The organism is Streptococcus sp. SG1 (assembly GCF_030439935.1).
In the GTDB taxonomy this organism is placed as follows: domain Bacteria; phylum Bacillota; class Bacilli; order Lactobacillales; family Streptococcaceae; genus Streptococcus; species Streptococcus gordonii.
Genome location: NZ_JAQFJC010000006.1, coordinates 16,613 through 37,466, shown reverse-complemented (window position 1 = coordinate 37,466; position 20,854 = coordinate 16,613). Strand labels below are relative to the sequence as shown.

Sequence of the window (20,854 nt, the reverse complement as noted above, 5' to 3'; positions counted from 1 at the left end):
ATTATAGCAAAAAATTACTTTTATAGAGAGTTTCAGCGTCCTTTTTGGGAAAAGAAAAGATGACAGGGGAGGTTTCTACACTTTATCTGTCACCTTGTTTTTCTATTAGTTTTTTTAATAATATTTTTTGATGTCGAAAGAGAAGATTATCTTTCATGAATGCAGACAATTCATTTATTCCTATCCAGACATGTCCATCAGTCTCTCCATCTTGATAAGTAATTCTTTCCTTATCGCCTACTATAATTGCTTCATAGTAGTCAAATAGACACTGATCTTCAGAGGATATTGTCTGCTCAATGAGTCTTATCTGGCTGGGGACTAAACCTGTTTCTTCTTTCAACTCGCGAAGCGCTGCGCTAAGGCTATCCTCACCAGCTAGGACACTGCCACCAGCCCCAAATTCAAAGTAGTTGGGATAGAGTTCCTTTTGACTACTTCTTTTCATAAAAAGAACATCTCCATCCTCATGTTGTACCAAGACATTCACACAGAGATGATATAGGCCAGCCGGTATCCTTTCTCCTCTTACCAAATAACGCCCAATTTTTTCTCGATCTTCATTATAAGCATCCCAAATTTCCATAGTTCCCCTTTTTTAAACAGCAAGCCATTACCAAAAAAGTCCTTTATCGTCATCAATTGGTTCTGCATCCTTACGCTTTCTTGGTCCAGTCCCGTACATTTCGGCCTCTATGTCTTCCTTGGTTGGAAGAAGTACTGCTAAAGAAATGTAAATAACAACTCCAAATCCAAAAGACGAAATGGTAAAAAGGATGTATAAAAAACGAATCAAACTAAGATCAAATTTAAACTTATCTGCTAAACCAGCTAAAACACCTGCTAGCAATCGATTTCTTCTTGTTTTATAAAGGACCGTTTTCATGTTCTTTTTCCTCTTTCTGTAGATAGTCTCATTTTATCATTTCTTTTGGAAAATCCATCAGGCTCAAGGCTGATTCTAATTATTATTTAAGCGAAAAGACTAAGAATATTCTTAGTCTTTATTTTCAATATTTACTTTAGCGGGTGCAATCATTCTCACAGCAATTCCATCTGGGTCTGTGACTTCTAGCTCTTGTGAGCTAATCCATCGGACTGGTGCCTGCAAGTCCTGAGCATTTTCATAAATAGCTACTAGGTCTTCTTTCCCTTCTACTTGCGCTTCAAAATAGGCTAGTCCCAGTTGCTTCGGTTGGCGATGATTCAAGTGAGAACCTCCCCATTCATTAACGGCTAAATGATGATGGTAGTTACCTGATGCCAGCCAGCTAGCAGAAGGTACAGAAAATTTATCCTCTAAGCCTAGAAGCTTTTGGTAAAAATGACTGGCTGCTCTGCTATTTTTCACAGACAGGTGGACATGGCCCATACGAGTGCCTTCAGCAATACTAAACGGCTGGACTTCCTGACCGAGTTCATAGATTTCTTGAGCCGCGAGCGCTTCCGTCACTCCGATAATGCGGCCATCTTCCCGAATATCCCAATCAGCCTGAGGCTTGTCCCGATAAAGTTCAATGCCGTTGCCTTCTGGGTCCTCCAGATAAATGGCTTCACTATAACCGTGATCCGCTCCTCCGACCATAGGAACTCTATTTTCGGATAAATGCTTAAGGATATCCGCCAAAGCTTGACGACTTGGAAGTAAGAGTGCCAGATGATAAAGACCGTAAACCGACTTAACGGGCTGCCGGTCACTGGTCGCTAAGAGCCTCACCAGAACTTGTCCGTCCCTGCCCAAAGCCACCTGTCCGTCCTGCTCTTCCAAAAGGTCCAAGCCTAAAATACGCTGATAAAAATCCTTTTGTTTTGCTAGGTCTGCTACATAAAGTGCCACCTCTCCTAGATAAATCTTGCTCTGATATTCAAAAGTCATGTTTTTCTCCTCTCTTAAATTTAAAATTTCAGCAGTCCGCCTGCTCTATTTTTTTTATTTCTCCAAAACAGAGATAGGTTCCTTGATATGGATTTCCATAACCTCCATTTGCTTCGAAGTCTTATTTTTATATTGTAATTATTTATATTACATCTATTAGTATAGCAGGTTTTAATGTAATATCAATAATTACATCTCAGGATATTAGTCACCCCAAAAAAACAATCTGCTCACTAGGAAGCAGATTGTTCTTTAATTTCTTTTTCGGTTGCTGCGACAACTTCGTCAAGACTGGTCTGAGCCAATTCAGCTTCCATAGCTGCCTGAATAGCTGCCAAGCGATCGTCTAAGACATTGTGAATGTTCTTACCGATAGGACAGTCTGGATTGGGCTTATCATGAAAACTAAAGAGCTGACCGCTCTTGCCCAGACATTCAACCGCACTATAGACGTCCAACAGGCTAATGTCTTTCAAATCTTTGGCAATCTCTGCTCCTCCAGTCCCACGAGCAACGGTAATCATCCCGGCATTCTTGAGCTGGGACAAGGTCTTGCGAATAATAACTGGATTGACACCGACACTGCCAGCAAGAATATCACTTGTCAGTTTTCGTTTTTTTCCCTCCAAAGCCAAAACAATCAACATGTGAGTGGCAATGGTAAAACGGCTAGAAATCTGCATCTCTTCTTCTCCCTTATCATTTTCCTTTATTTTTATTATAGCTCAAAAATGGTGTAACTTCAAGAGTTACGACTAGACTTTAAGAAAGCTACAATCTCATCTGCATAGCCTTCCCGCTCACTGATTTCCCGCAGCAGATCGTGATTGTGGGTATGGTGGATACCATTGACCAAACTTTCCTGATAAATCTCATAGTAAGGCAAGTGGAGCTTCCGCGCCAATCGCAGCTCCTGCTCCACATCGTAGGCTACGCGTCGAAAGTCGACATCAGACAGACCCGTCTCATCTATCTCTAAAATGGCATACTGGGCTCGCAGATCCTGACGCAAGGCTGAATCAAGAAAGAACGGCTGACCAATAGAGCCTGGATTGATAATCAATTGTCCTTTAGTCCCGTAACGCAGAAACTGCTGGTGAATGTGACCATAAACAGCAACAGCACAGTCATTTCCCTCAAAAAGGCGGTCGAAATCGCTCTGCTCGCCGATATGAATCAACTCCCGCCCCCAATTCTTATCTGGCAGATGGTGGCTGACCGCAATCTTCAATCCCTCTACTTCTGTCAAGATTTGCAGAGGAAGTTCTTGCATACGGTTGATCTCTTCAGGCTTGATTTCCTCAAGGACAAAATGGCAGAGCCGGGTCAGATAGAGATGGCTGGGACGATCTAAATCCAGCTTTTGGTGCAGGGCATGCCAGAGACTGTCTTCCCAATTTCCCCTGACCTGGAGGCTGATGGGCAGTTGCTCCATCCTATCTAAGATATTTCTGCGACCGGTTCCTGGCAGGAGCAAATCCCCCAAAAACCAATAGTCTGTCACCTGCTGGCTTTCCGCATCCGCCAGTACTGCTTCCAAGGCTGTGCTATTTCCATGCACATCGGATAATAAGGCAATTTTTCGTGTCATCGTATGTCTTTCTCTTTCTTTACAAGGAATATTATATCAAAGTTCAAAAAAACTTCCACCCATCAAGTGAGTGAAAGTTTTTGTACTGCCCCCAAAAAGTTAGTTTTCTTCTGTCAAACTTTTGGTATGATATTCAAATCTGGAAGATTTTTTATTTGACAAAAAACCTTCATTTTGTTAATATAATTAACAAAATGAAGGAAGTTTATGGATAAAAAAGAATTTATTACATTTAATAATCGTTTCAATAGATTTATTTTAACGTTTGAACAGTTAAAAAAAAATCAACATAAAATTAGTATTGACAAATCCATTACGTTGAATGAGGTACATTTGATTGTTGTGATTGGGAAAAATCAGCCTTTAAATCTAGTGAAATTATCTGAATTGTTAAAAGTTTCGAGAAGTGCAATAACTCAAAGTGTTAGGAGATTAATTCAAAAAAATTTAGTTGTTTTTGATTTTGCTCCGAATAATGGGAAAAATAAATATTTGAGATTATCTGAAAAAGGCATCGAAGTTTTTAAAATCCATAAGGAGCAACAAGCATATATTGAAGAATCAGTCTTTTCAGTTTTAAACAACTATAGCGAGGAGGAGCTTCAAACAGTTGTGAAATTGATGGATGATATTGAAAATATATGGGGAGGATTACCGTGGTGAAAGTCACGGTAAATTTTAAATTTTGTTGTTAAGTATATTAACAAAAGGAGAAGATATGAGTGTAAACATTGAACTGATTTCACAAACTGACTTAGCAGATGAATCTTTTTATATTACTATCAATGGTTTAGAACCAAGGACAAGGTATTGTGTAGAAATGTACCTGTCTGATTATTACTGTATAAATGCTCCCTTACTTTTAGATCATGATGTCATGTGGAAATCAACTGCAATTTTTTTATCTGATCAGGGCGGTATGATTGACACCTCTCAAACAGCATCTATTTCGGGATCTTATAAAGGAGTTTCAGAGATGGGCTTGTTCTTTAATGCGAAACCGTTGAAGAATAGGAAAAGGAGATTACCCAGTTCTCTTGATAGAATTCCATTGCGAGATTGTTTTGGTATTGAAATTAAAATCAAGCTGGGGAAAGATGTGGTCGCGGAGAAAAGTTTTGTAAGGCGTTATATGAATCTGGGAATAAGGTATCAAGATATTTATGATAAGCATTTTCAAGGTCGATTATTTTATGATGAAAAGTTAAGAAAGGCGCCGGCCGTAATTATTGTTAGTGGTAGTGAGGGAAGAATTGAAAAAGCTCAGAACATTGCCCAACTTTTATCTTCTAGGGGTTATATTTGTCTTGCGATAGCTTATTTTGGTTTAGAGGGATTACCCCAAAATTTAGAAAGAATTCCGATAGAATGTTTGGAGGAGGCGAAAGATTTTCTATGTCATCATCCTCAAGTTGATAATACAAAAATAGGAATATATGGTCGCTCTAAAGGAGCAGAACTCGTTCTGGCTGCACAAAGTATTTTGGATGATGTTCAATGTTTAGTACTCAATTCACCTTCAAATGTAATATTTGAGGGAATAAAGGGAAAACTCAACTCTCATTCATCTTCTTGGACATATTTACAAAAAGAACTTCCATATCAAAGATTTCAACTAGGAAATTTTCTGATAAACAGGCTTTTTGGACAACATATTCCTAAGGATCATAGAGCTCGGATTGATATAAGTAAAATTTCATCTCCTTTATTATTACTAGGAAGCGATGTTGATGAAATATGGGAGGCATCATCAGCAATAGATGATATTGTCTCGCATTATAATGGACAATCAATCTTGTTTAGAAAATACCATGAAACAGGGCATATGTTGACGGTTGCTTATCAACCGAACCATCGTTATCGAAAAGATTGGCGTTTATTGATGAAAGAAAGTGTAGACTCTTGGTTAGCTACGATAAATTTTTTTAATACACATCTAAAAAATATGTAGACAGAGCTAAACCATGCTATAATAGTCCCAACTAAGATAACAATACAGTTCCGGTTAGTAGTCCAGACGTAGGCTGTCATATCAGAAACCTTCCTCCTTGGTTGTCCGTTCTTAGGGATTTTTAAAAAAGAGGTTCTATTATGAAAACTATTTCAATCGATTTGGCAGCTTATTTTGAAGATGGATTTTTGCGTGATCTTTTCAAACTAGAATATCAGAAAAATTACCAAGTTTGCCATGTGACCTTAGGTCGAGAACCAAGGGATGAAGAAACATTAGATTTTTTAAGGTTTTATTTCCCCAATTAGTTTTCACATCAGAGTTATTAAGAAAGCGACATTAAAAAATTAAGAATCCGAATCGCTTACAATGAGCAGTTAGAAAGCAAATGGACCAGAAATTGTCTTCTATGTCGCAAGAACTCTTGCAGTTGCAGAATGAGGAACGAAAAACACTCAAAACATCAGTCTTATCTATAAAAGCAAACACTAAAACAAGAGAAATTTGAATGTAAACAGCGCAAAGAACATTAAGTTTGTACTACCCCAAAAAGTTAGACAATTAATTTATCCAAAGGATTTAGTTCTGTATTGAACAGGACTGAGTCCTTTTAGTTTGACCTTAATTTCGTTTATTATAGTAGTAATTTGATAGTTTACAGTAGCTTTTTCAAAGGTTCTCTAAGACTCTAAAATTCTTCTCGTATCCATAAAAATCTCAGACTTTCTAAAGCAGTTTGAAGCTCTGCCCTTGTTTTCGAAGTTCATAGATTTGAACGTTTTCCTCATAAGTTAATTTATTTAAAAACACCTCAAAAGTTAGATTTTTCTGTCTAACTTTTGGGGTGCAGTTCACAAGTGAGTGAAAGTTTTGAAGTCTTTTTTATCAATCAACAGATTTGAGTGCTTCCAGCATATCCACCCTTCTGAGGCGGTAGTTGACAAAGAAGCCAAGCAAGGTCAGGATAAGAGTCACTGCTGTTAGAGGAAACAGATAGACTGAGGAACTGACTTGAGGGTTTAAGCTGATAATGCTAGGCGCAACCTTCTCAATCAAAAAACGATGCAGGAAGAAACCGCCTAGAAGCCCAACTGCCATCCCAATCACTGACAGAATAATGGTCTCTCGATAGATATAGAGGGTCACTTCCTTATTATGGAAGCCCAGAACCTTGATAGTGGACAGCTCGCGAATCCGCTCAGCCACATTGATATTGGTCAAATTGTAGAGAATGACAACTGCTAGAAGAACAGAGATCACCACCAAAATAAGCATCGTATTATTAAGAGAATCAGCTAGAACGTTGAACTGCTTCACCATGCTAGCGTTTTGTGAGACACTCTTGACAGACTTGAGGCTCATAAATTCATTGGCCTTGTCCACAATATTCTTACTAGAAGGGTTCTTGAGTCGCACTAGATAAGCGTTTTTCTCGGGCTTTTTGCCGTAAATCTTCTGGTAGTCAGTCGCCTTCATAAAGGCAAAATGGCCAAAATGATTCTCATTGACTGCTGCGAGCTTGACAGACTTGCCACCCAGCTCTATACGGCCACCGGCGCTAACCCCAGCTATACGGGCCAGTTTATCCGAAACAACTACACCATCCTTGAGAGTCAGCTTTTTCTGGTTGTCAGGACTTTCCATAGAAATAAAAGGTTCAAAATCTTCCTTGTCCGTAACCATTAAAGTGATTGACTCTGTTTCTTTTTTTCCTTTGTATTTCTCCGTCAAGATTTCACTGTGAATCTCCTGATAATCAGTAATCGAGCCATCTGCCAACATCTTTTTCAACTTGTCTTGCTCTGCTTGATTCTCCCCAGGATTGACAGCGACAATCAAGTCGTATCGCAGAATCTCCTCAAACTGACGTTTTGGAATACCACCAATAGAAGATTGGAGTCCTAGACCGGCAAAGAGCAGGGAAACAGAACCCGCCACACCAAAGATGGTCATGAACATCCGCTGCTTATAGCGAAAGATATTGCGAGCTGTGACTTTCTGAGTAAAGCTAAGGCACCGCCAGATAAAGGACAGTCTTTCCAAAAAGATCTTGGAGCCTTTGACCGGTGGCTTGGGCAAAAGCAAGTGAGCTGCTTCTTCTGTCAGCTCCCGTCTTGCCACCAAATAGGCAGGGAGAACGCTGGAAAGAAGGGAAAGCCCAAGGGCCAGTAAACTATAGGAAATATAAAAATATGCGTGAGGAGCAGAAAGCACCATTCCTCTAGTAATAATAGAAGAAATCACTCCCGATAAGAAATAATGTCCCAGCAGAATCCCTATGAGGGTACCTAGACTGCCTGCTACCAAACCGTAAAGAGCAAACTTGCGAATGATATCGCGGCTATGATAGCCGAGAGCCTTAAAAACACCTGCATTCGTTCGCTCCTCGTCGACAAAGCGCGTCATAGTGGTAAAGGTCACCATAGCTGCCACCAGATAGAGCACCACCGGGAAGATATTGCCAATCGACGCAATACTATTCATGGAGTTTTTATACATATGATAGCCATTACCACCTGGCAGGGACTTGCGGTCATAGCTATGATAGGTTGGCTCTTTCAAACGATTCAAGTCTGCCTTAGCGTCAGCTAGCTTGTCCTTGCTAGCTGATAAGTCTTTTTCCGCCTGAGCTAGGTCTGCTTTTTTCTGATTGAGCTGGGACTCAGCTTCCCGAATCTGCTGCTGGCTCTGGCTGAGCTGTGCAGGAGGGAGGATAGAAGCGGCTTGGGCTGCTGCTAGCTGGCTTTTTTGCTGATCTAGCTGACTCTGAGCTTGCTCTAATTGTTTTTTACCTTGGGCCAGTTCGCTCTCAGCCTGAGCAATCTTATCTTGGCCCTTCTGAATGGTGCTTTTGGCATCTACCTCTAATCGCTTAAAGCGAGCCGCTCCGTTATCTTCCAGACTCTTGTCCAAAGCAGTCTGGTGCTGCTCCAAACGCTCCTGATAGCTTGCAGAGAAAGGATCCAGCTTTTCTAAATCATGATAGCGCAGACGGGCAAGAGTGTAAACATCTGTTTTAAAGGCCTTGGGGCTGACTACAGCATAGGCTGATAAAGCCCCGCTGCCACTGGTCGCATTGCCCAGATTTCTATCAGACCATAGATCAGCCGAGTTGACAAATCCCACGACCTTATAGGTCTTGTTTTTTAGAACTGACCGGCTGCCGGCTTTTTCGGTCAGATGAATCTCCTGACCAAGTTTATATTTTTTTGACCAAAAGCTAGCCAGGGCAATTTCTTGCTCCTTCTTAGGAAGACGGCCAGAAGTCACTTGAAAGTTTGAAATATCTTTAGTATTCGAAAATACTCGGAGTGCCTCCTCGTCTACGGTGACATCTGTCAGATAGCCAAACTCGACATTAGCTCCCTTGATAGCTTCCAGCTCTTTCTGATCCGCCTTATCCAAACCATAGTCCGCCATAACAGCCAAGTCCATGGTTCGCTGTTCTTTCAAGTAATCTGTTGCTGTTCTGCGCATATTGGGAGGAGCGACCTTGAGCCCCACGAGAGCTAGAGAACCCAGCATCATGAGGATTAAAATAGATAGGAAACGTCCTTTAGAGCTAGTGAAGGAGCGCAGAATATCTTTCCAATAAATCTTTCTCTTCATATCAATACTCCAATGTACTTATATCCTGAGGCGCTTCATTGACTGTAACACTCTTGACTCTCGCGTCGTGCATGCGGATGACCCGATCAGCAATGGGAGCTAAGGCTGCATTGTGGGTCACAATAATCACTGTAGCTTCTTGATTGCGGGACATATCCTGCAGGATTTGCAGCACTTGCTTGCCGGTATTGTAGTCCAAAGCTCCTGTCGGCTCATCACAGAGCAAAATCTTGGGTTTCTTGGCCACAGCCCGAGCGATGGACACCCGCTGCTGCTCCCCACCTGATAGCTGCGCCGGAAAATTATTGAGGCGATTTTCCATACCAACCGCAGTTAGAACGGCCACTGGATCTTGAGCATCCTTGACAATCTCCGAAGCCAATTCGACATTTTCCTTAGCCGTCAGGTTGGGCACCAAATTGTAAAACTGAAAGACGAAGCCCACATCATTGCGACGATAGTCCGTCAGTTGGTGGGAATTGTAGTCAGCAATATTCTGGCCGTCTATCAGGATGTCTCCCTCATCATTGGTATCCATACCTCCGAGGATATTGAGCACCGTAGACTTACCGGCACCAGAAGCACCCAGGATAATGACCAGTTCCCCCTTTTCAATCTCAAAAGAAATATCGTTATTGGCAACAATCTCTGTATCACCTACCTGATAACGTTTAAAACTATGTTTCATTTCAATGTAAGCCATATCATTTCTCTCCTTTTCAAAGCTCTTTTCCTTAAATCAACAAGGTGTTGATTCTAAATCACAGATATTATATAATGAGCTTAGATAAAAAGCAATAACCAAAAATCAACAAAGTGTTGATTTAAGCGAAAAGGAAGAAAAATGGTCCAGAAACGAAAAACCAGCACCAAGGAAGACATCAAAGAAGCCTTGATTCAGTTACTTTCAGAAGAAAAATTTGAGAATATCTCCATCAGCAAGATCTGCAAGCGGGCTGGTATTAACCGAGGTACCTTTTATCTCCACTATGAGGACAAGTACCAGATGATTGATAGTCTAAAAAGTGACATTATTTCCCAGCTTTATAGTTTTTTTGAGGAGGAAAGAGAATCTCCCAAAAAGTTAATGACAGCAAATTTTCATATACTTCGTGCCAATGAACGGCTTATCAATGCCCTGACTAGGAGCCACTATATAAACTTTCGTGAGGCCATCCGGGAGTTTCTGACCAGTATCATTCTGAGCGACAAGCAAGAAGTTTCTACCAAGCTTTTTTTAGAGGGAAACTTTCAGATCCCCCAGAAATATGCACTGGAAATTTTCTTATCCAGCGTTGAAGGGGTTGTTTCTCTCTGGATAGCTGGCGGAGCTCAGGAAGAGCCCGAAGAAATCACTGATATGATTTTGACTACTTATAACTATGACTATTGGAGATAACAAGGTGTGGTACTGCTTTATCGCTCTCTTTGTCACATAAGCTTCTACTTACACGGAATACTGGTAGTCTGGGAAGAGAGAATTATATGCTGAACCTAACTGATATGTCGCAAACAGAGTTTGCTTTTCAAATAAACTAAAAACAAGCCACTTAAAGGCTTGTTTTTAGTTTATTCAACTTAAGTTATGCTCTTTTATGACCAGCCGGTAAACCTCTACAAAGGTAGCTGCAAGAAAAGCAAATAAAGCTCCAACAACTAGATTGATCCGATGTTCTGTTTCGTAAAATGGAGAGTTCCAAATAAAATGGTTAACAACTGTTGAAACGACGCACCAGAGACCGAAGCGGCGATATTTCTTATAAACTTTAGAAAAGAGAAGGTAGACCCCAACAGTCACGACTGCCGTATAGAGCGTATGAGAAGCAAAGCCACCAGCAATTCTACCAATCGCTTCTAAAGCACCGCTATTTTCTCCACCAAAAGTCTGTCTGGATACATAACCAATATCTTCTATGACTTGGAAACCAAAACCAGAGCTCATTCCAGCAATTAAGACAGATTGGAGATCTTTTTTACCCAAAATATAAAGGGCTGCAAAGGCAGTCAAGGCCTTGAAAAATTCCTCAGCAAAAGGAGCCGTCAATGCATTGGTCCAGTCATTAAAAACTGCAGGATCTTTAATGAAATTTGAATTAATAATGTCAATCAGGCTATTACCTGCAAAGCTAAGCCAGCCTGCAATAAATGCACCTCCAAAAAGGGCAGTTCCGAGAACAATGGTCTCTACAGATAACTTTTTGGCAAGCTTTTTAATTAAGAAATAGATAGGTAGGAAGAAGGCCGCTAAAACAGCTAGATTAAGGATGAGGTCACGTCCAGCCTCTAAGGTGATGTCCTTATCTGCCATGTCTCCCAATTCAAACTGCAAGCCAATACCTGCTAATACCAAATAAATATAGAGAGCAATTCTTCTTGTTTTATTCATGACTGTCTGCTCCTTTTTTATTTTTGCGTTTTACGAGATAGATCACTATTCCAACAACAGTCAGAACAAAGATTCCTCCAGCCAAAGCAATATCGTAATCAAAATCTTCCAGACGAATGGTTTCTTCGGTATTAGAATCTTCTGATTCCTCAATTTCTTTTAGGGCTTTAATACCATATTCACTTACTACCTTGTCTTCAGCTTTTTTCTGAATTTCCTTGAGGTGCTTAAAGACTGATTCCGCCCGTTCCATAGTAAGTTTTGTTGCTTTTAGACTGGCTTCTTCTGGTTGATTAGCAAGGCTAATTTGTTCTTTATCATAAGCAGCCTGCTCTTCCATCCATTGGGTTTCTAGACGTTCAATCTCACTACGGATAGAGCCATCTTCAAATAAATCAGGATATTTAGCTACTAGATCATTGATACGGCTAACTGTCCAATACCAAGAATTTTCATTATAGGCTGTGCTCATTTCTTGATAAGCCTGATAAGTATTGTTGATATTTGCATAGTAAGGTAGGTATGGTGCATTTCGCGGACTTCCCATAGAAAGCCAGAAAATGCCTCCTCCTGTTTTAGCAGGTAAATTATCTTTTAGCTGGAAGATATGTGCTTCCATGACATTAGGATTGGAGATCGGATACTTATAAACAGGATCAGCCTTTTTCTTATCTGGAATTCCTTTACCATCTAGCTCCATCTGATCAAGCGGTTTAAAATCTGTTCCCTCTAGGCGGTTCCGTTGCAAATTCATAGCATCTCGTAGACTAAGCTTGTCATTGGTTGAGTGCATGAGTTCAAAATATTCATCGTCATATTTTACATCTGCATTTGGATTCAAAGCCTTGATACCAGACCAAACCCTAGAACGATTCGCTTCAGCCAAAGGCGGATTATACGATTGAGCTATATGAAATGCCCCATTAACTTCTTTGTAAGTTCCAGCATCACGAGCTGTTTTCTCAAGATCTGCTGAAGCAATAGTATTTTCTGTATCATTTACATTTATATTGCCAAGGAAGAAGGTGTTAGGAAAGACAGCGTATTTGTCATCCGGAAACTTGATTGCTGCGTATTGGTGCCCAGAAAGGATCTCCATATACCAAACACCAGTCTTGTCTGCAATCGTTATAATATTTCCTTCAGCTGCCCCCTTTTCTCTAACAATTTTTGCTAGGAGCTCTACTCCTTCTCTAGCCGTTTTGACATGAGGTAGAACTACAGAAGTTATAGCTGACTCGGCAATACCATCCTTAACGTAAGGATCTTTTTTCTGAATATCATCGTTGGCACTTGCTGAGACGGTCGCAGAGATAGAAACTCCTTCCTCGTTGAAGCCAGCCTCATCAAAGACACCTTGTTCTGGAGTCACATCTGGAACTGCCGTATACTTGTAACTAACAGACGGTAAATCAAAGCTAAAGCCGTTGGTTTCATCTACGAATTTATCACCAGCTTTATTATTCTTTCTCTCCCTCACAACAAAGTTTTTATTGTGATTGGGCTCTAAGTCCTCTGTTCTGCCATATAGAGTCGAACCATCGGTCGTCAAATTCTTCCCAATGATAAAGCCCGTACAAGCTTGGACGACTTGGAAAGGAAAGAGTATAAGAAGCATCATGGCTGTAACAAGCCATCTGAAAAGATTCTTTTTCATCAGTTTCTCCTTTATATATTAATTGGTAAACCGAATACCACATGTTTAGTATACTATTCTCTTTCTACTCTTGCAAGCGTTTTCAAAATAGACTTCTACAGAAAAAATGAATAAATTCACCTAAGAAAAATTCTGATTACTTTGTAAATTTAATTTTTCACTTGAGGTTCTTGTATAAATTTACAAACATTTCCATCAAGCTGTATAAAAATTTTTTTGCAAAACTTAAAAAAATTGGAAATACTAGCAAAACTAATACTTCCATTATTATTTATTTCTTTTTAGCCAGCATCGTCGCAAATTGAAGCTGGATTCGATTGCCATTTTCATCAACCTTATGAAGTCTGCCTAGATCTTCATTATATTTGATGAATTCCCAATCCTTGTAGTATTCACGTAGCTCTCCTTCCTTGAAGGTAAAAGAGAAAGGCATATGACATGGATGACTTTCTGTATCCATGGCACAGACGATAAGATTATAGCCACCTGGGTTTGTTTGCTCTTGCATATTGCGGATAATCTCAGGAACACGTTCACGATTCAAGAACATAAAGACTACAGTGGATACAATAAAATCATACTTTTGAGTCAGATTTGCAGAATTAATGTCATAAGTTCCAGCTAACATATTCAGATCTTCTGCTTCGATAATAGATGCAAGATTGTCCAATGATAAAGGATTAACATCTACCGCAGTTACATCAAATCCCAACTGGTCCAAAAAGAGAGCATTTCTTCCTTGGCCACAGCCCAAATCCAAAGCTTTTCCAGGTTTTACAGTTTCTGCAGCTTCCAGTACCTCTGAATGCACAGGCGTCAGACCATATTTCTTTGCATAGTAATCCTTAGGTAAACAATAGAACTCTAAGTACCATTCGAGATCGTCAGTCAAGGCTTCAACACGATGCCAAGCCTGGGGCTGGGCATAGGGATTGTCTTCTCCAGCTTTAAAAATGTGCTCAGCCAACTCTTCCCCATTCTCAATCATTTCAATAAATTTTAATTCTCCAGTAAGGACTGTGATTTTCCCCCAAGTACCTACCTTGGTATTATGCTTGCGCTGCACAGCTTCTGGCATAGTTTCTGCAGTCCAAATGGGCATACGTTTATACATAACTAAATCTTGCATCATATAATTCCTTCCAAGCAATCTGATTTCTTTTTAATCATACCGAAAAATCGTCCTCTTGACAAGCTTACCTGCACATCAAAATTAAGAAAATACCAAACCTTTGAGCAGTTAAAGCTAGAAATGGAAAAAGAACCGAGTATCGGAACTCGGTTCTTTAGTCAGAATAGATAAGAAAAACTTAGTCTTCTTTCTTATTGCTAAATTGTTTGAAGGCAATAAAGCCACCTACAACAACGACTAAGGCTATGACTATCCACAAACCGTACTGGTTAGAATCGCTCTTCTTAGTTTCAGAGTTTTCTTTCTTGGTATCACTTTCCTTAGCTTTGTCTTTTTCCTTACCTTTTTTGGCATCTGCCAAGAGATTTGCCTTGTTATAGCCTGTATAGACAAGGTCTGCATCTTGACCTTTTTCCTTCTTGATCTTTTCTTCCATCTCAGCTTCGACTGCTTTGATTTCCTTAAAGATTTTTTCTGAGCGTTCCAAGGCTTCCTTAGTCACTTCAGGTCCAGCGGCTTTGGCTTGTTCATCTGTGTAGTTTGCATATTTGGCGTCGCGTTCGGTTTGTTCTTTATCCCATTCAGCTTCTTTTTCTTTCCATTTTTCTTGAATGCTGTTACCAAAGATTTCTGGATATTTCATAACCATTTGGTCAATATGCCAAACAGTCCAATACCAAGATTTTCCGTCATATTTAGTAGAACGGTTCTTGAAAGCTTCGTAAGTATCTTCTACATTACCATAGAATGGTACATATGGTGTGTTGCGACTTTGTGCAAGACCTAGCCACATAACACCGCCAAAGGCATTTGGTAGGTTTGGTTTGATTTGATAAACGTGGGCGTCGATTACATTTTCGTTACCTAAAGCATACTTATAAACATTGGTATCTATTTTCTTACCAACTTCAACCAAATCATCAGCCTTATATTCTGGCAAGTGTTCAAAACGATTTCTTTGTTCCGCGATCACATCATGAACCGTGTATTTCTTATTTGGATCAGTTGGTTCGCGCAAGAGATCAAAAGCTTCATCGTCATAATTTACTTTTGCTTGTGGGTCCATCCACTTGATACCTGCATAAGTCCGAGAACGGTTACGTTCCATATATTTATCAGGTCCGTATGATTTAGCAATCATAAAGTTGCCATCTTTGTCGGTCTTATAGTTGTCTGCTTTTTTAGCTACTTCTTCCACATTTTTAGAAGCAATGACATTTTCCTTATCGTTCAAGTCAACGTGACCAAGATAGTAAGTGTTCGCAAAGACAGCATACTTATTCGTTGGGAATTTGATGGCTACATATTGGTGACCAGACAGGATTTCCATGTACCATAGCTCATTTTTATCTGCTGCAACGATGATATTTCCTTCTGCTGACCCTTTTTCATCCAGAACTTTCGCGACTGTCTCAATAACTTCACGTGCTGTTTTCGCACGAGGCAAAGCAAGGTCAACTAATGATGCTTCTTGAAGACCATCTTTTACAAGTGGATCTTCTTTTAACACTTTATCGTTTGGTGTTGCTGAAACGGTCGCTGTCATAGCTACACCAAGTTCATTAAAGCCATGCGCAGCGAAGTTCCCGTTACTTCCGTTGTCACGATCAGAGTCGTAGACAGCTGTGTATTTCATTTCATTCGCCAAATGCGGATAGGTAAAGCCATTTGACTCATCTTCTATCTTATCGCCATCTTTATAGGTCTTAGCTGGCACAACTACATAGTTTTGATTGTGCCGACCACCGTCAGGGGCGTAGGGATAGTCCTCTGTCCGACCAAATAGAGTAGAGCCATCTGCTGTCAGGTCTTTACCGACAATAAACGCAGAACAAGCCTGTGCAACTTGAACAGGCAAAAGAGCAACTAACATTGCAAGGAACATTAGTCTGAGCAGTATTTTCTTCATAGTCTATCTCCTTTTGACTATCTGCAGGGCTGGAATCAAGTCCCAGTCTAAGTAGTATAAACCATAATACCAAAACATTCCATCCTCAGTATACTATATAAAGGTATTTTTGCAAGCGTTTACAATATTTATTACAAAAGTGTTTGTTTATTCTATATTATTTTGATTTAATGGTTCTTTTGTGTACTTTTAGCCTATTTATGGCAATGGACGGAAAGAGAAGAGATAAAAAAGACCGGTCGCCCAGTCTTTCATCTTGTATTAAAGTTCTTCATCTGTCTTGCTATATCGCGGTTTTGCTCGCGACGTTTGATTGACTCGCGCTTGTCATAGTCGTGCTTCCCTTTAGCTAGGCCCAGAAGGAGCTTAGCATAGCCGTCCTTGAGATAGACCTTGAGCGGCACCAGCGTCATTCCGGTTCCCTTGGTCTCCTGCTCCAGCTTTTGGATCTGCTTCTTATGCAGCAGCAGTTTTCTGCGGCGCTCAGGCTCTTGGTTCCAGATATTGCCCTCTTCATAAGGTGCGATATGGACATTGCTGAGCCAGGCCTCGCCGTTCTTAATCTGGGCAAAGCCGTCTTTAAGATTGATGCGGGCGGCACGGACACTCTTGATTTCCGTCCCGGTCAGTACCATGCCAGCCTCGATGGTGTCTACAATGGTGTAGTCGTGTCTGGCCTTTTTATTTTGCGCGACGACCTTTCCTTCTCCCTTTACCATGCTTGGCTCCTTTCTTGACTATTTCCTTGTAAAATGCCTTCTGGCTCTTGCCCTTCTTGGACTTCTTATCTTTCTTATCTCTATTGCCTTTTTCTTTGGAAGAATGGCTGCGCTTGTCATCCTCACGGCGTCTCTTTCTGCCTGACTTGCCCCTACCACTCTTACTTGTCTTTTCTACCAGATCAAATTCACTAGGCAGGTATTCAAAGTCTATCTCACCTGTAGCCTTATCCGCTCGGACCAGCTTAATGCGAATTTGCTGACCGACCTTGAAGACTACGCCGGACTTTTCTCCTTGCAGGGTCATAGTCCGCTCATTGTAGCTGTAAAACTCTGGCAGGTTGGTAACATGAATCAAGCCTTCGACTGTATTGGGTAGCTCGACGAAAAGTCCAAACTTAACCACGCTTGAAACTACGCCGTCAAACTCTTCTCCAACGAATTCTTCCATGTACTCAGCCTTCTTCATAGCTTCGACTTCACGCTCTGCCTCGATAGCCCGACGCTCTCGGCTGGAAGACTGACTGGCAATCTCTGGAATCACTTGCTCAAAATGCTCTGCTATTTCTTTAGACTGTCCATAATCCCGCACCATCCGATGAACCAGAAGGTCCGGATAGCGGCGAATCGGACTGGTGAAATGCGTATAAAACTCCGCTGCCAGACCATAGTGGCCGTGATTGTGCTCAGAGTAGCGAGCCTGCTGCATGGAGCGCAAAAGCATCATAGACAGGACATCCTCATAAGGCTGGTCTTTGACAGCCTCCATAATATCCTGCAGTGCCTGCTGACTCATAGAGCTAGCCGTCCCGTATATCCGAATCCCAAAACTAGAGGCGTAGTCGATAAACTTCTGCACCTTCTCCGCCTTAGGCTCCTCGTGGATCCGATAGATGAAGGGCAGATTTAGCTTAGCAAAATGCTCAGCTACCGTCTCATTCGCCACCAGCATAAAGGACTCAATCATGCGCTCAGCGATTCCCCGCTGACGTAGGACAATATCCACTGGGCGTCCTTCCTTGTTGACCATGATTTTGGCTTCATTGGTATCAAAGTTAAGCGCACCACGTTTAAAGCGCATGCTTTCCAGAATCTCATGTAGCTGGACCATGCTGTCAATACTAGGCACAATAGCCTTGAACTGCTCAGCTTTTTCCTGATTTCCAGCAATGATGTCGTTGACATCGCTGTAGGTCATGCGAAAGGTCGTCTTGATGACAGTTTGGGTGATGGTATGCTTGACCACGCGCCCCTTGGCATCAATCTCCATGATAGCTGACTGAGTCAGTCGGTCCACATTGGGATTGAGAGAGCAGATACCGTTTGACAGGCGCTCCGGCAGCATAGGTACTACGCGGTCAGTCACATAGACAGAGGTTGCTCGATTGAGGGCTTCTTTGTCCAGCTCAGAGCCTTCTTTGACATAGTAGGACACATCTGCGATATGGACACCCAGCTCAAAGTTACCATTTTTCAGGCGCTTGATATGAACCGCATCGTCCAAGTCCTTGGCATCCGCCCCATCGATGGTGAAGGTAATCTCATCTCGCAGGTCCAAACGTCCTTCCAAATCACTCTCTGTCGGTGCATCTGGAACTCGCTCGGCTTCTTCCAAGACCTTTTCTGGAAATTCGGAGACAATGTCCATCGACTCCAGCACTTCCAGTACATCAATACCTGGGTCGTTGACATGACCGACCACATCAACCAGACTAGCCACGAAGAAATCGTGTTTCTTGGTTGGATATTTTTCAATAGCAACCTTGAGCACTTCTGTGCCATCCAAAACCATGGCCGGTTTTTTGACATAAATGGGCTGGCTAATTTTCTGATTTTTCGAGCGGATATAGCCCGCATACTTGGGTTTCTCCTCATCCAGAACCAGCTGGCCAACTGCTGAAGTCAGGCTGTGCTCCAAAATATCGATAATCTTAGCTTCAGCAGATGTTCCCTTGATACGGTCTGCCACCTTAGTAATGACTACTTCCACTGTATCGCCATCAATGGCATGATTGACATCATTACGGCCAACAAAGAGGTCATCCTCTTCTTCATTTAAGGTGACAAAACCAAAACCATTCTTGTGGGCATGAAAAACACCCTTGAGCGTCAGACGCTCCTGTTTTTTCTTCTCATACAGCTCAATCCGCCCCTTGTCATCAAAGCGAATATGATGCTTTCTTTCCATCTGGGAGATGGTCTTGACCAAGCCACTAAAGTCCTTGGAAGACTCTTTCCCAAGAGCAGCTGCTAGCTCATCCACGCTAGCCTGCTGTCTCGTTTCTAAATATTGAATTATTTCTGATTTCATACTTTTTCTCTTCTTTGCTCCATTAAACTTTTTTATAGCCTATTTTTAACTTTAAAAAAAGGCTAAGACAAAGTCAGAGCCCATTTTATCTACTAGATAAGATTGTCAACGCTAAGGCAACCGCTAACCAGAAAAAGACGAGAACACCGGTCAAATTCTGCATAACAGCCTCAAAACCTCGCGCTTTTGGTCGTTCAAATAAATCACCAGCGCTGGCGTCAAAAACATTGCTAGATTGGTTTTTTGTTGGCTGCATAAAGATTGCAATGACAATAATGACTGACAAAATTAATAGAATCATTAATAATAGATTATACATAAATACAAACTCCTTAAAATCTTATCTATTTTATCATAAAAATCATTTAGATTCAAGATGTAAAGTTACTTTTCTTTCTTTAGGACAATATTTTAACACTTCAATCTTTTCTGGATGGTTTTTACTATTCTTACTGGTCAGATAATTTTGACTGCCACAGGAAGAACATTTGAGATTTACTTTAACCCGCACTGATTTCTCTCACTCCTAAATATTTTCTAAAACAAATAAACAAAACGAAAAAGTTTAGCAAGACCAAACCTGCCGTCACATAGAAAACCCAGTGGTAGCTGAGGCTGACCGCAATGGCGGAACCCATTATTGGTCCTACGACTCCACCAATATAAAAGAAGGTTTGATTATAGCTAAATATTCTAGAAATCCCTTCTGTAGGTGTAAGCTTATTAAGCAGAGAGCTGACTCCAGGTAACAATGCACCTGTTCCCATACCAAATAAGAAACGCAAAAAGCCCAATTCCCATGGCGTTTTAGCCCATGCACAGAATAGATAAATAACAAAACTGTACAAAAGTGCCAAAAGTAGGAGACGGTGGTTCCCAATCTTATCCCCTAATTTTCCAAGATGACTAGAAAACAAAATACTAGAAACTCCCATAGCCGACACAATAAGTCCAGAGACAAATATCAGATTCTCTGTTTGCCCCATGGATCGAATATAAAGAGTCAAAATAGGAGAAATAGATTGAGCAGACATTTGAATCACCATGCTAGTTAAGAACAAGGCAAACAAAATAGATTTATGGGGTAGCTCAGCTAGAAGATCCTTGGTTGCCAGCTGTCTATCTTTAGCCACCGGTTCAAAGTCTTCTTTTACATAGAAGATTGTCAAAAGAGTGACAATGAAAAGAAATAAGCCAACAAGCAAAAAGGCATTTCGAATTCCGATGCTTTGTGCTACAAAACCTCCTAATAGTGGCCCCATCAAGGTTCCTGCGACCACACCAGTCGATAAAGTTCCTAAAGCATAGCCAGAATACTTTTTGGGAGCCTGACTAGCGATTAAGGCTGTACTATTTGGAACATAGCCAGAAAAAACACCGTTTAAAAGCCGTAAGACAATCAGCCAAAAAACACTTGGTACAAATGCCATTCCCCCCATAGTAAAGGTCATAGCCAGTGCAGCCCGAATCATCATGGGTTTACGACCATATTTGTCTGCTAAACTTCCCCAAACCGGCGAGAGAAAAGCTGCTGTCATGGCTGAGCTCGATACAGCAATTCCTGCATATAGATCAACCATATGGCCACGCACTCCTAATTCTTCCACAAAAAGGGACATAAAAGGAACGACCAAAGATAGACTAGCTCCAACAAAAAAATTTCCCAACCAGGCAATCCAAAGATTGTGTTTCCAATTTACTTGATTTGTAATA

The 20,854-nt window shown here is 41.0% G+C and carries 20 protein-coding genes and 1 pseudogene; 4 read left to right on the top strand and 17 right to left on the bottom strand.

What is annotated here, in order from left to right; all coding sequences use genetic code 11:
• Positions 1-82 precede the first annotated feature (82 nt).
• The 5 genes from PCY06_RS06180 to PCY06_RS06160 all read right to left on the bottom strand — a co-directional run bounded on the left by PCY06_RS06180 (position 83) and on the right by PCY06_RS06160 (position 3,467).
• The gene (locus PCY06_RS06180; RefSeq protein WP_301389609.1) at positions 83-586 is read right to left on the bottom strand and encodes an NUDIX domain-containing protein; all 504 of its coding nucleotides are present in this window, start codon (positions 584-586) and stop codon (positions 83-85) included.
• Between the two features lie 27 nt (positions 587-613).
• Positions 614-886, bottom strand: coding sequence for a PspC domain-containing protein (locus PCY06_RS06175; protein ID WP_008809048.1), 273 nt, complete (start codon positions 884-886; stop codon positions 614-616).
• A 111-nt stretch (positions 887-997) separates the two neighbouring features.
• Positions 998-1,876, bottom strand: coding sequence for a VOC family protein (locus PCY06_RS06170; RefSeq protein ID WP_301389606.1), 879 nt, complete (start codon positions 1,874-1,876; stop codon positions 998-1,000).
• Between the two features lie 233 nt (positions 1,877-2,109).
• Complete coding sequence (locus PCY06_RS06165) at positions 2,110-2,559, bottom strand: Rrf2 family transcriptional regulator (RefSeq protein WP_045634669.1); 450 nt, start codon at positions 2,557-2,559, stop codon at positions 2,110-2,112.
• Between the two features lie 59 nt (positions 2,560-2,618).
• A complete protein-coding gene (locus PCY06_RS06160; protein WP_301389605.1) occupies positions 2,619-3,467 on the bottom strand; it encodes a metallophosphoesterase in 849 nt (282 codons plus the stop codon).
• A gap of 207 nt (positions 3,468-3,674) precedes the next feature.
• Between PCY06_RS06160 and PCY06_RS06155 the strand changes: the two genes are divergently transcribed.
• From PCY06_RS06155 to PCY06_RS06145, 3 genes are all read left to right on the top strand, one after another.
• Positions 3,675-4,130: a MarR family winged helix-turn-helix transcriptional regulator gene (locus PCY06_RS06155; protein ID WP_008809052.1), complete on the top strand. Its 456-nt coding sequence runs from the start codon at positions 3,675-3,677 to the stop codon at positions 4,128-4,130.
• A gap of 55 nt (positions 4,131-4,185) precedes the next feature.
• Positions 4,186-5,418, top strand: coding sequence for an acyl-CoA thioester hydrolase/BAAT C-terminal domain-containing protein (locus tag PCY06_RS06150; protein ID WP_061601725.1), 1,233 nt, complete (start codon positions 4,186-4,188; stop codon positions 5,416-5,418).
• 140 nt (positions 5,419-5,558) lie between these two features.
• A complete protein-coding gene (locus PCY06_RS06145; protein WP_008809054.1) occupies positions 5,559-5,726 on the top strand; it encodes a DUF2992 family protein in 168 nt (55 codons plus the stop codon).
• Between the two features lie 258 nt (positions 5,727-5,984).
• On the opposite strand, the pseudogene PCY06_RS06140 reads toward PCY06_RS06145, so the two are convergent.
• The 3 genes and pseudogenes from PCY06_RS06140 to PCY06_RS06130 form a co-directional block, all read right to left on the bottom strand.
• Positions 5,985-6,132, bottom strand: a pseudogene (locus PCY06_RS06140) (IS3 family transposase); the annotation flags it as partial.
• 171 nt (positions 6,133-6,303) lie between these two features.
• Positions 6,304-9,027, bottom strand: a complete 2,724-nt coding sequence (locus PCY06_RS06135; protein WP_061601724.1) for an ABC transporter permease — start codon at positions 9,025-9,027, stop codon at positions 6,304-6,306.
• 1 nt (position 9,028) lies between these two features.
• Entirely contained in the window at positions 9,029-9,730 is a 702-nt protein-coding gene (locus PCY06_RS06130) for an ABC transporter ATP-binding protein (protein ID WP_301389602.1), read from the bottom strand.
• Between the two features lie 141 nt (positions 9,731-9,871).
• Between PCY06_RS06130 and PCY06_RS06125 the strand changes: the two genes are divergently transcribed.
• Entirely contained in the window at positions 9,872-10,426 is a 555-nt protein-coding gene (locus PCY06_RS06125) for a TetR/AcrR family transcriptional regulator (protein ID WP_301389601.1), read from the top strand.
• A 174-nt stretch (positions 10,427-10,600) separates the two neighbouring features.
• Here the strand turns inward: PCY06_RS06125 and PCY06_RS06120 are convergent, their stop codons facing one another.
• The 9 genes from PCY06_RS06120 to PCY06_RS06080 form a co-directional block, all read right to left on the bottom strand.
• Positions 10,601-11,413 carry a PrsW family glutamic-type intramembrane protease gene (locus PCY06_RS06120; protein ID WP_301389599.1) on the bottom strand — a complete coding sequence of 271 codons (813 nt, stop codon included), beginning with the start codon at positions 11,411-11,413 and terminating at the stop codon, positions 10,601-10,603.
• On the bottom strand, positions 11,406-13,070 hold the full coding sequence (locus tag PCY06_RS06115) for a C69 family dipeptidase (protein WP_301389598.1): 1,665 nt from the start codon (positions 13,068-13,070) through the stop codon (positions 11,406-11,408). Before PCY06_RS06115 ends, PCY06_RS06120 begins: the two co-directional genes overlap by 8 nt.
• A 271-nt stretch (positions 13,071-13,341) precedes the next feature.
• Complete coding sequence (gene tehB, locus PCY06_RS06110) at positions 13,342-14,202, bottom strand: SAM-dependent methyltransferase TehB (RefSeq protein WP_125402407.1); 861 nt, start codon at positions 14,200-14,202, stop codon at positions 13,342-13,344.
• Between the two features lie 178 nt (positions 14,203-14,380).
• Positions 14,381-16,111 (bottom strand): C69 family dipeptidase, encoded by a 1,731-nt coding sequence (locus PCY06_RS06105; protein WP_301389596.1) that lies wholly within the window; start codon positions 16,109-16,111, stop codon positions 14,381-14,383.
• A gap of 251 nt (positions 16,112-16,362) precedes the next feature.
• Entirely contained in the window at positions 16,363-16,830 is a 468-nt protein-coding gene (gene smpB, locus PCY06_RS06100) for an SsrA-binding protein SmpB (RefSeq protein ID WP_046165864.1), read from the bottom strand.
• Positions 16,793-19,141 carry a ribonuclease R gene (gene rnr / locus PCY06_RS06095; RefSeq protein WP_082307089.1) on the bottom strand — a complete coding sequence of 783 codons (2,349 nt, stop codon included), beginning with the start codon at positions 19,139-19,141 and terminating at the stop codon, positions 16,793-16,795. Before rnr ends, smpB begins: the two co-directional genes overlap by 38 nt.
• An 85-nt stretch (positions 19,142-19,226) precedes the next feature.
• On the bottom strand, positions 19,227-19,460 hold the full coding sequence (gene secG, locus PCY06_RS06090) for a preprotein translocase subunit SecG (RefSeq protein WP_008809063.1): 234 nt from the start codon (positions 19,458-19,460) through the stop codon (positions 19,227-19,229).
• Between the two features lie 42 nt (positions 19,461-19,502).
• Positions 19,503-19,652, bottom strand: a complete 150-nt coding sequence (rpmG, locus tag PCY06_RS06085; RefSeq protein ID WP_008809064.1) for a 50S ribosomal protein L33 — start codon at positions 19,650-19,652, stop codon at positions 19,503-19,505.
• On the bottom strand, positions 19,642-20,853 hold the full coding sequence (locus tag PCY06_RS06080) for a multidrug efflux MFS transporter (RefSeq protein ID WP_301389694.1): 1,212 nt from the start codon (positions 20,851-20,853) through the stop codon (positions 19,642-19,644). The genes rpmG and PCY06_RS06080 overlap by 11 nt, the downstream gene beginning before the upstream one ends.
• Position 20,854: the final 1 nt, after the last annotated feature.

Coding starts and splice junctions, on each gene's coding strand:
- PCY06_RS06145 (WP_008809054.1), top strand. CDS start 5,559: ATGAAAACTATTTCAATCGATTTGGCAGCTTATTTTGAAGATGGATTT.
- PCY06_RS06135 (WP_061601724.1), bottom strand. CDS start 9,027: ATGAAGAGAAAGATTTATTGGAAAGATATTCTGCGCTCCTTCACTAGC.
- PCY06_RS06125 (WP_301389601.1), top strand. CDS start 9,872: ATGGTCCAGAAACGAAAAACCAGCACCAAGGAAGACATCAAAGAAGCC.
- smpB (WP_046165864.1), bottom strand. CDS start 16,830: ATGGTAAAGGGAGAAGGAAAGGTCGTCGCGCAAAATAAAAAGGCCAGA.
- tehB (WP_125402407.1), bottom strand. CDS start 14,202: ATGATGCAAGATTTAGTTATGTATAAACGTATGCCCATTTGGACTGCA.
- PCY06_RS06180 (WP_301389609.1), bottom strand. CDS start 586: ATGGAAATTTGGGATGCTTATAATGAAGATCGAGAAAAAATTGGGCGT.
- PCY06_RS06130 (WP_301389602.1), bottom strand. CDS start 9,730: ATGGCTTACATTGAAATGAAACATAGTTTTAAACGTTATCAGGTAGGT.
- PCY06_RS06175 (WP_008809048.1), bottom strand. CDS start 886: ATGAAAACGGTCCTTTATAAAACAAGAAGAAATCGATTGCTAGCAGGT.
- PCY06_RS06150 (WP_061601725.1), top strand. CDS start 4,186: ATGAGTGTAAACATTGAACTGATTTCACAAACTGACTTAGCAGATGAA.
- PCY06_RS06160 (WP_301389605.1), bottom strand. CDS start 3,467: ATGACACGAAAAATTGCCTTATTATCCGATGTGCATGGAAATAGCACA.
- PCY06_RS06165 (WP_045634669.1), bottom strand. CDS start 2,559: ATGCAGATTTCTAGCCGTTTTACCATTGCCACTCACATGTTGATTGTT.
- PCY06_RS06120 (WP_301389599.1), bottom strand. CDS start 11,413: ATGAATAAAACAAGAAGAATTGCTCTCTATATTTATTTGGTATTAGCA.
- PCY06_RS06155 (WP_008809052.1), top strand. CDS start 3,675: ATGGATAAAAAAGAATTTATTACATTTAATAATCGTTTCAATAGATTT.
- secG (WP_008809063.1), bottom strand. CDS start 19,460: ATGTATAATCTATTATTAATGATTCTATTAATTTTGTCAGTCATTATT.
- PCY06_RS06105 (WP_301389596.1), bottom strand. CDS start 16,111: ATGAAGAAAATACTGCTCAGACTAATGTTCCTTGCAATGTTAGTTGCT.
- rnr (WP_082307089.1), bottom strand. CDS start 19,141: ATGAAATCAGAAATAATTCAATATTTAGAAACGAGACAGCAGGCTAGC.
- PCY06_RS06115 (WP_301389598.1), bottom strand. CDS start 13,070: ATGAAAAAGAATCTTTTCAGATGGCTTGTTACAGCCATGATGCTTCTT.
- PCY06_RS06170 (WP_301389606.1), bottom strand. CDS start 1,876: ATGACTTTTGAATATCAGAGCAAGATTTATCTAGGAGAGGTGGCACTT.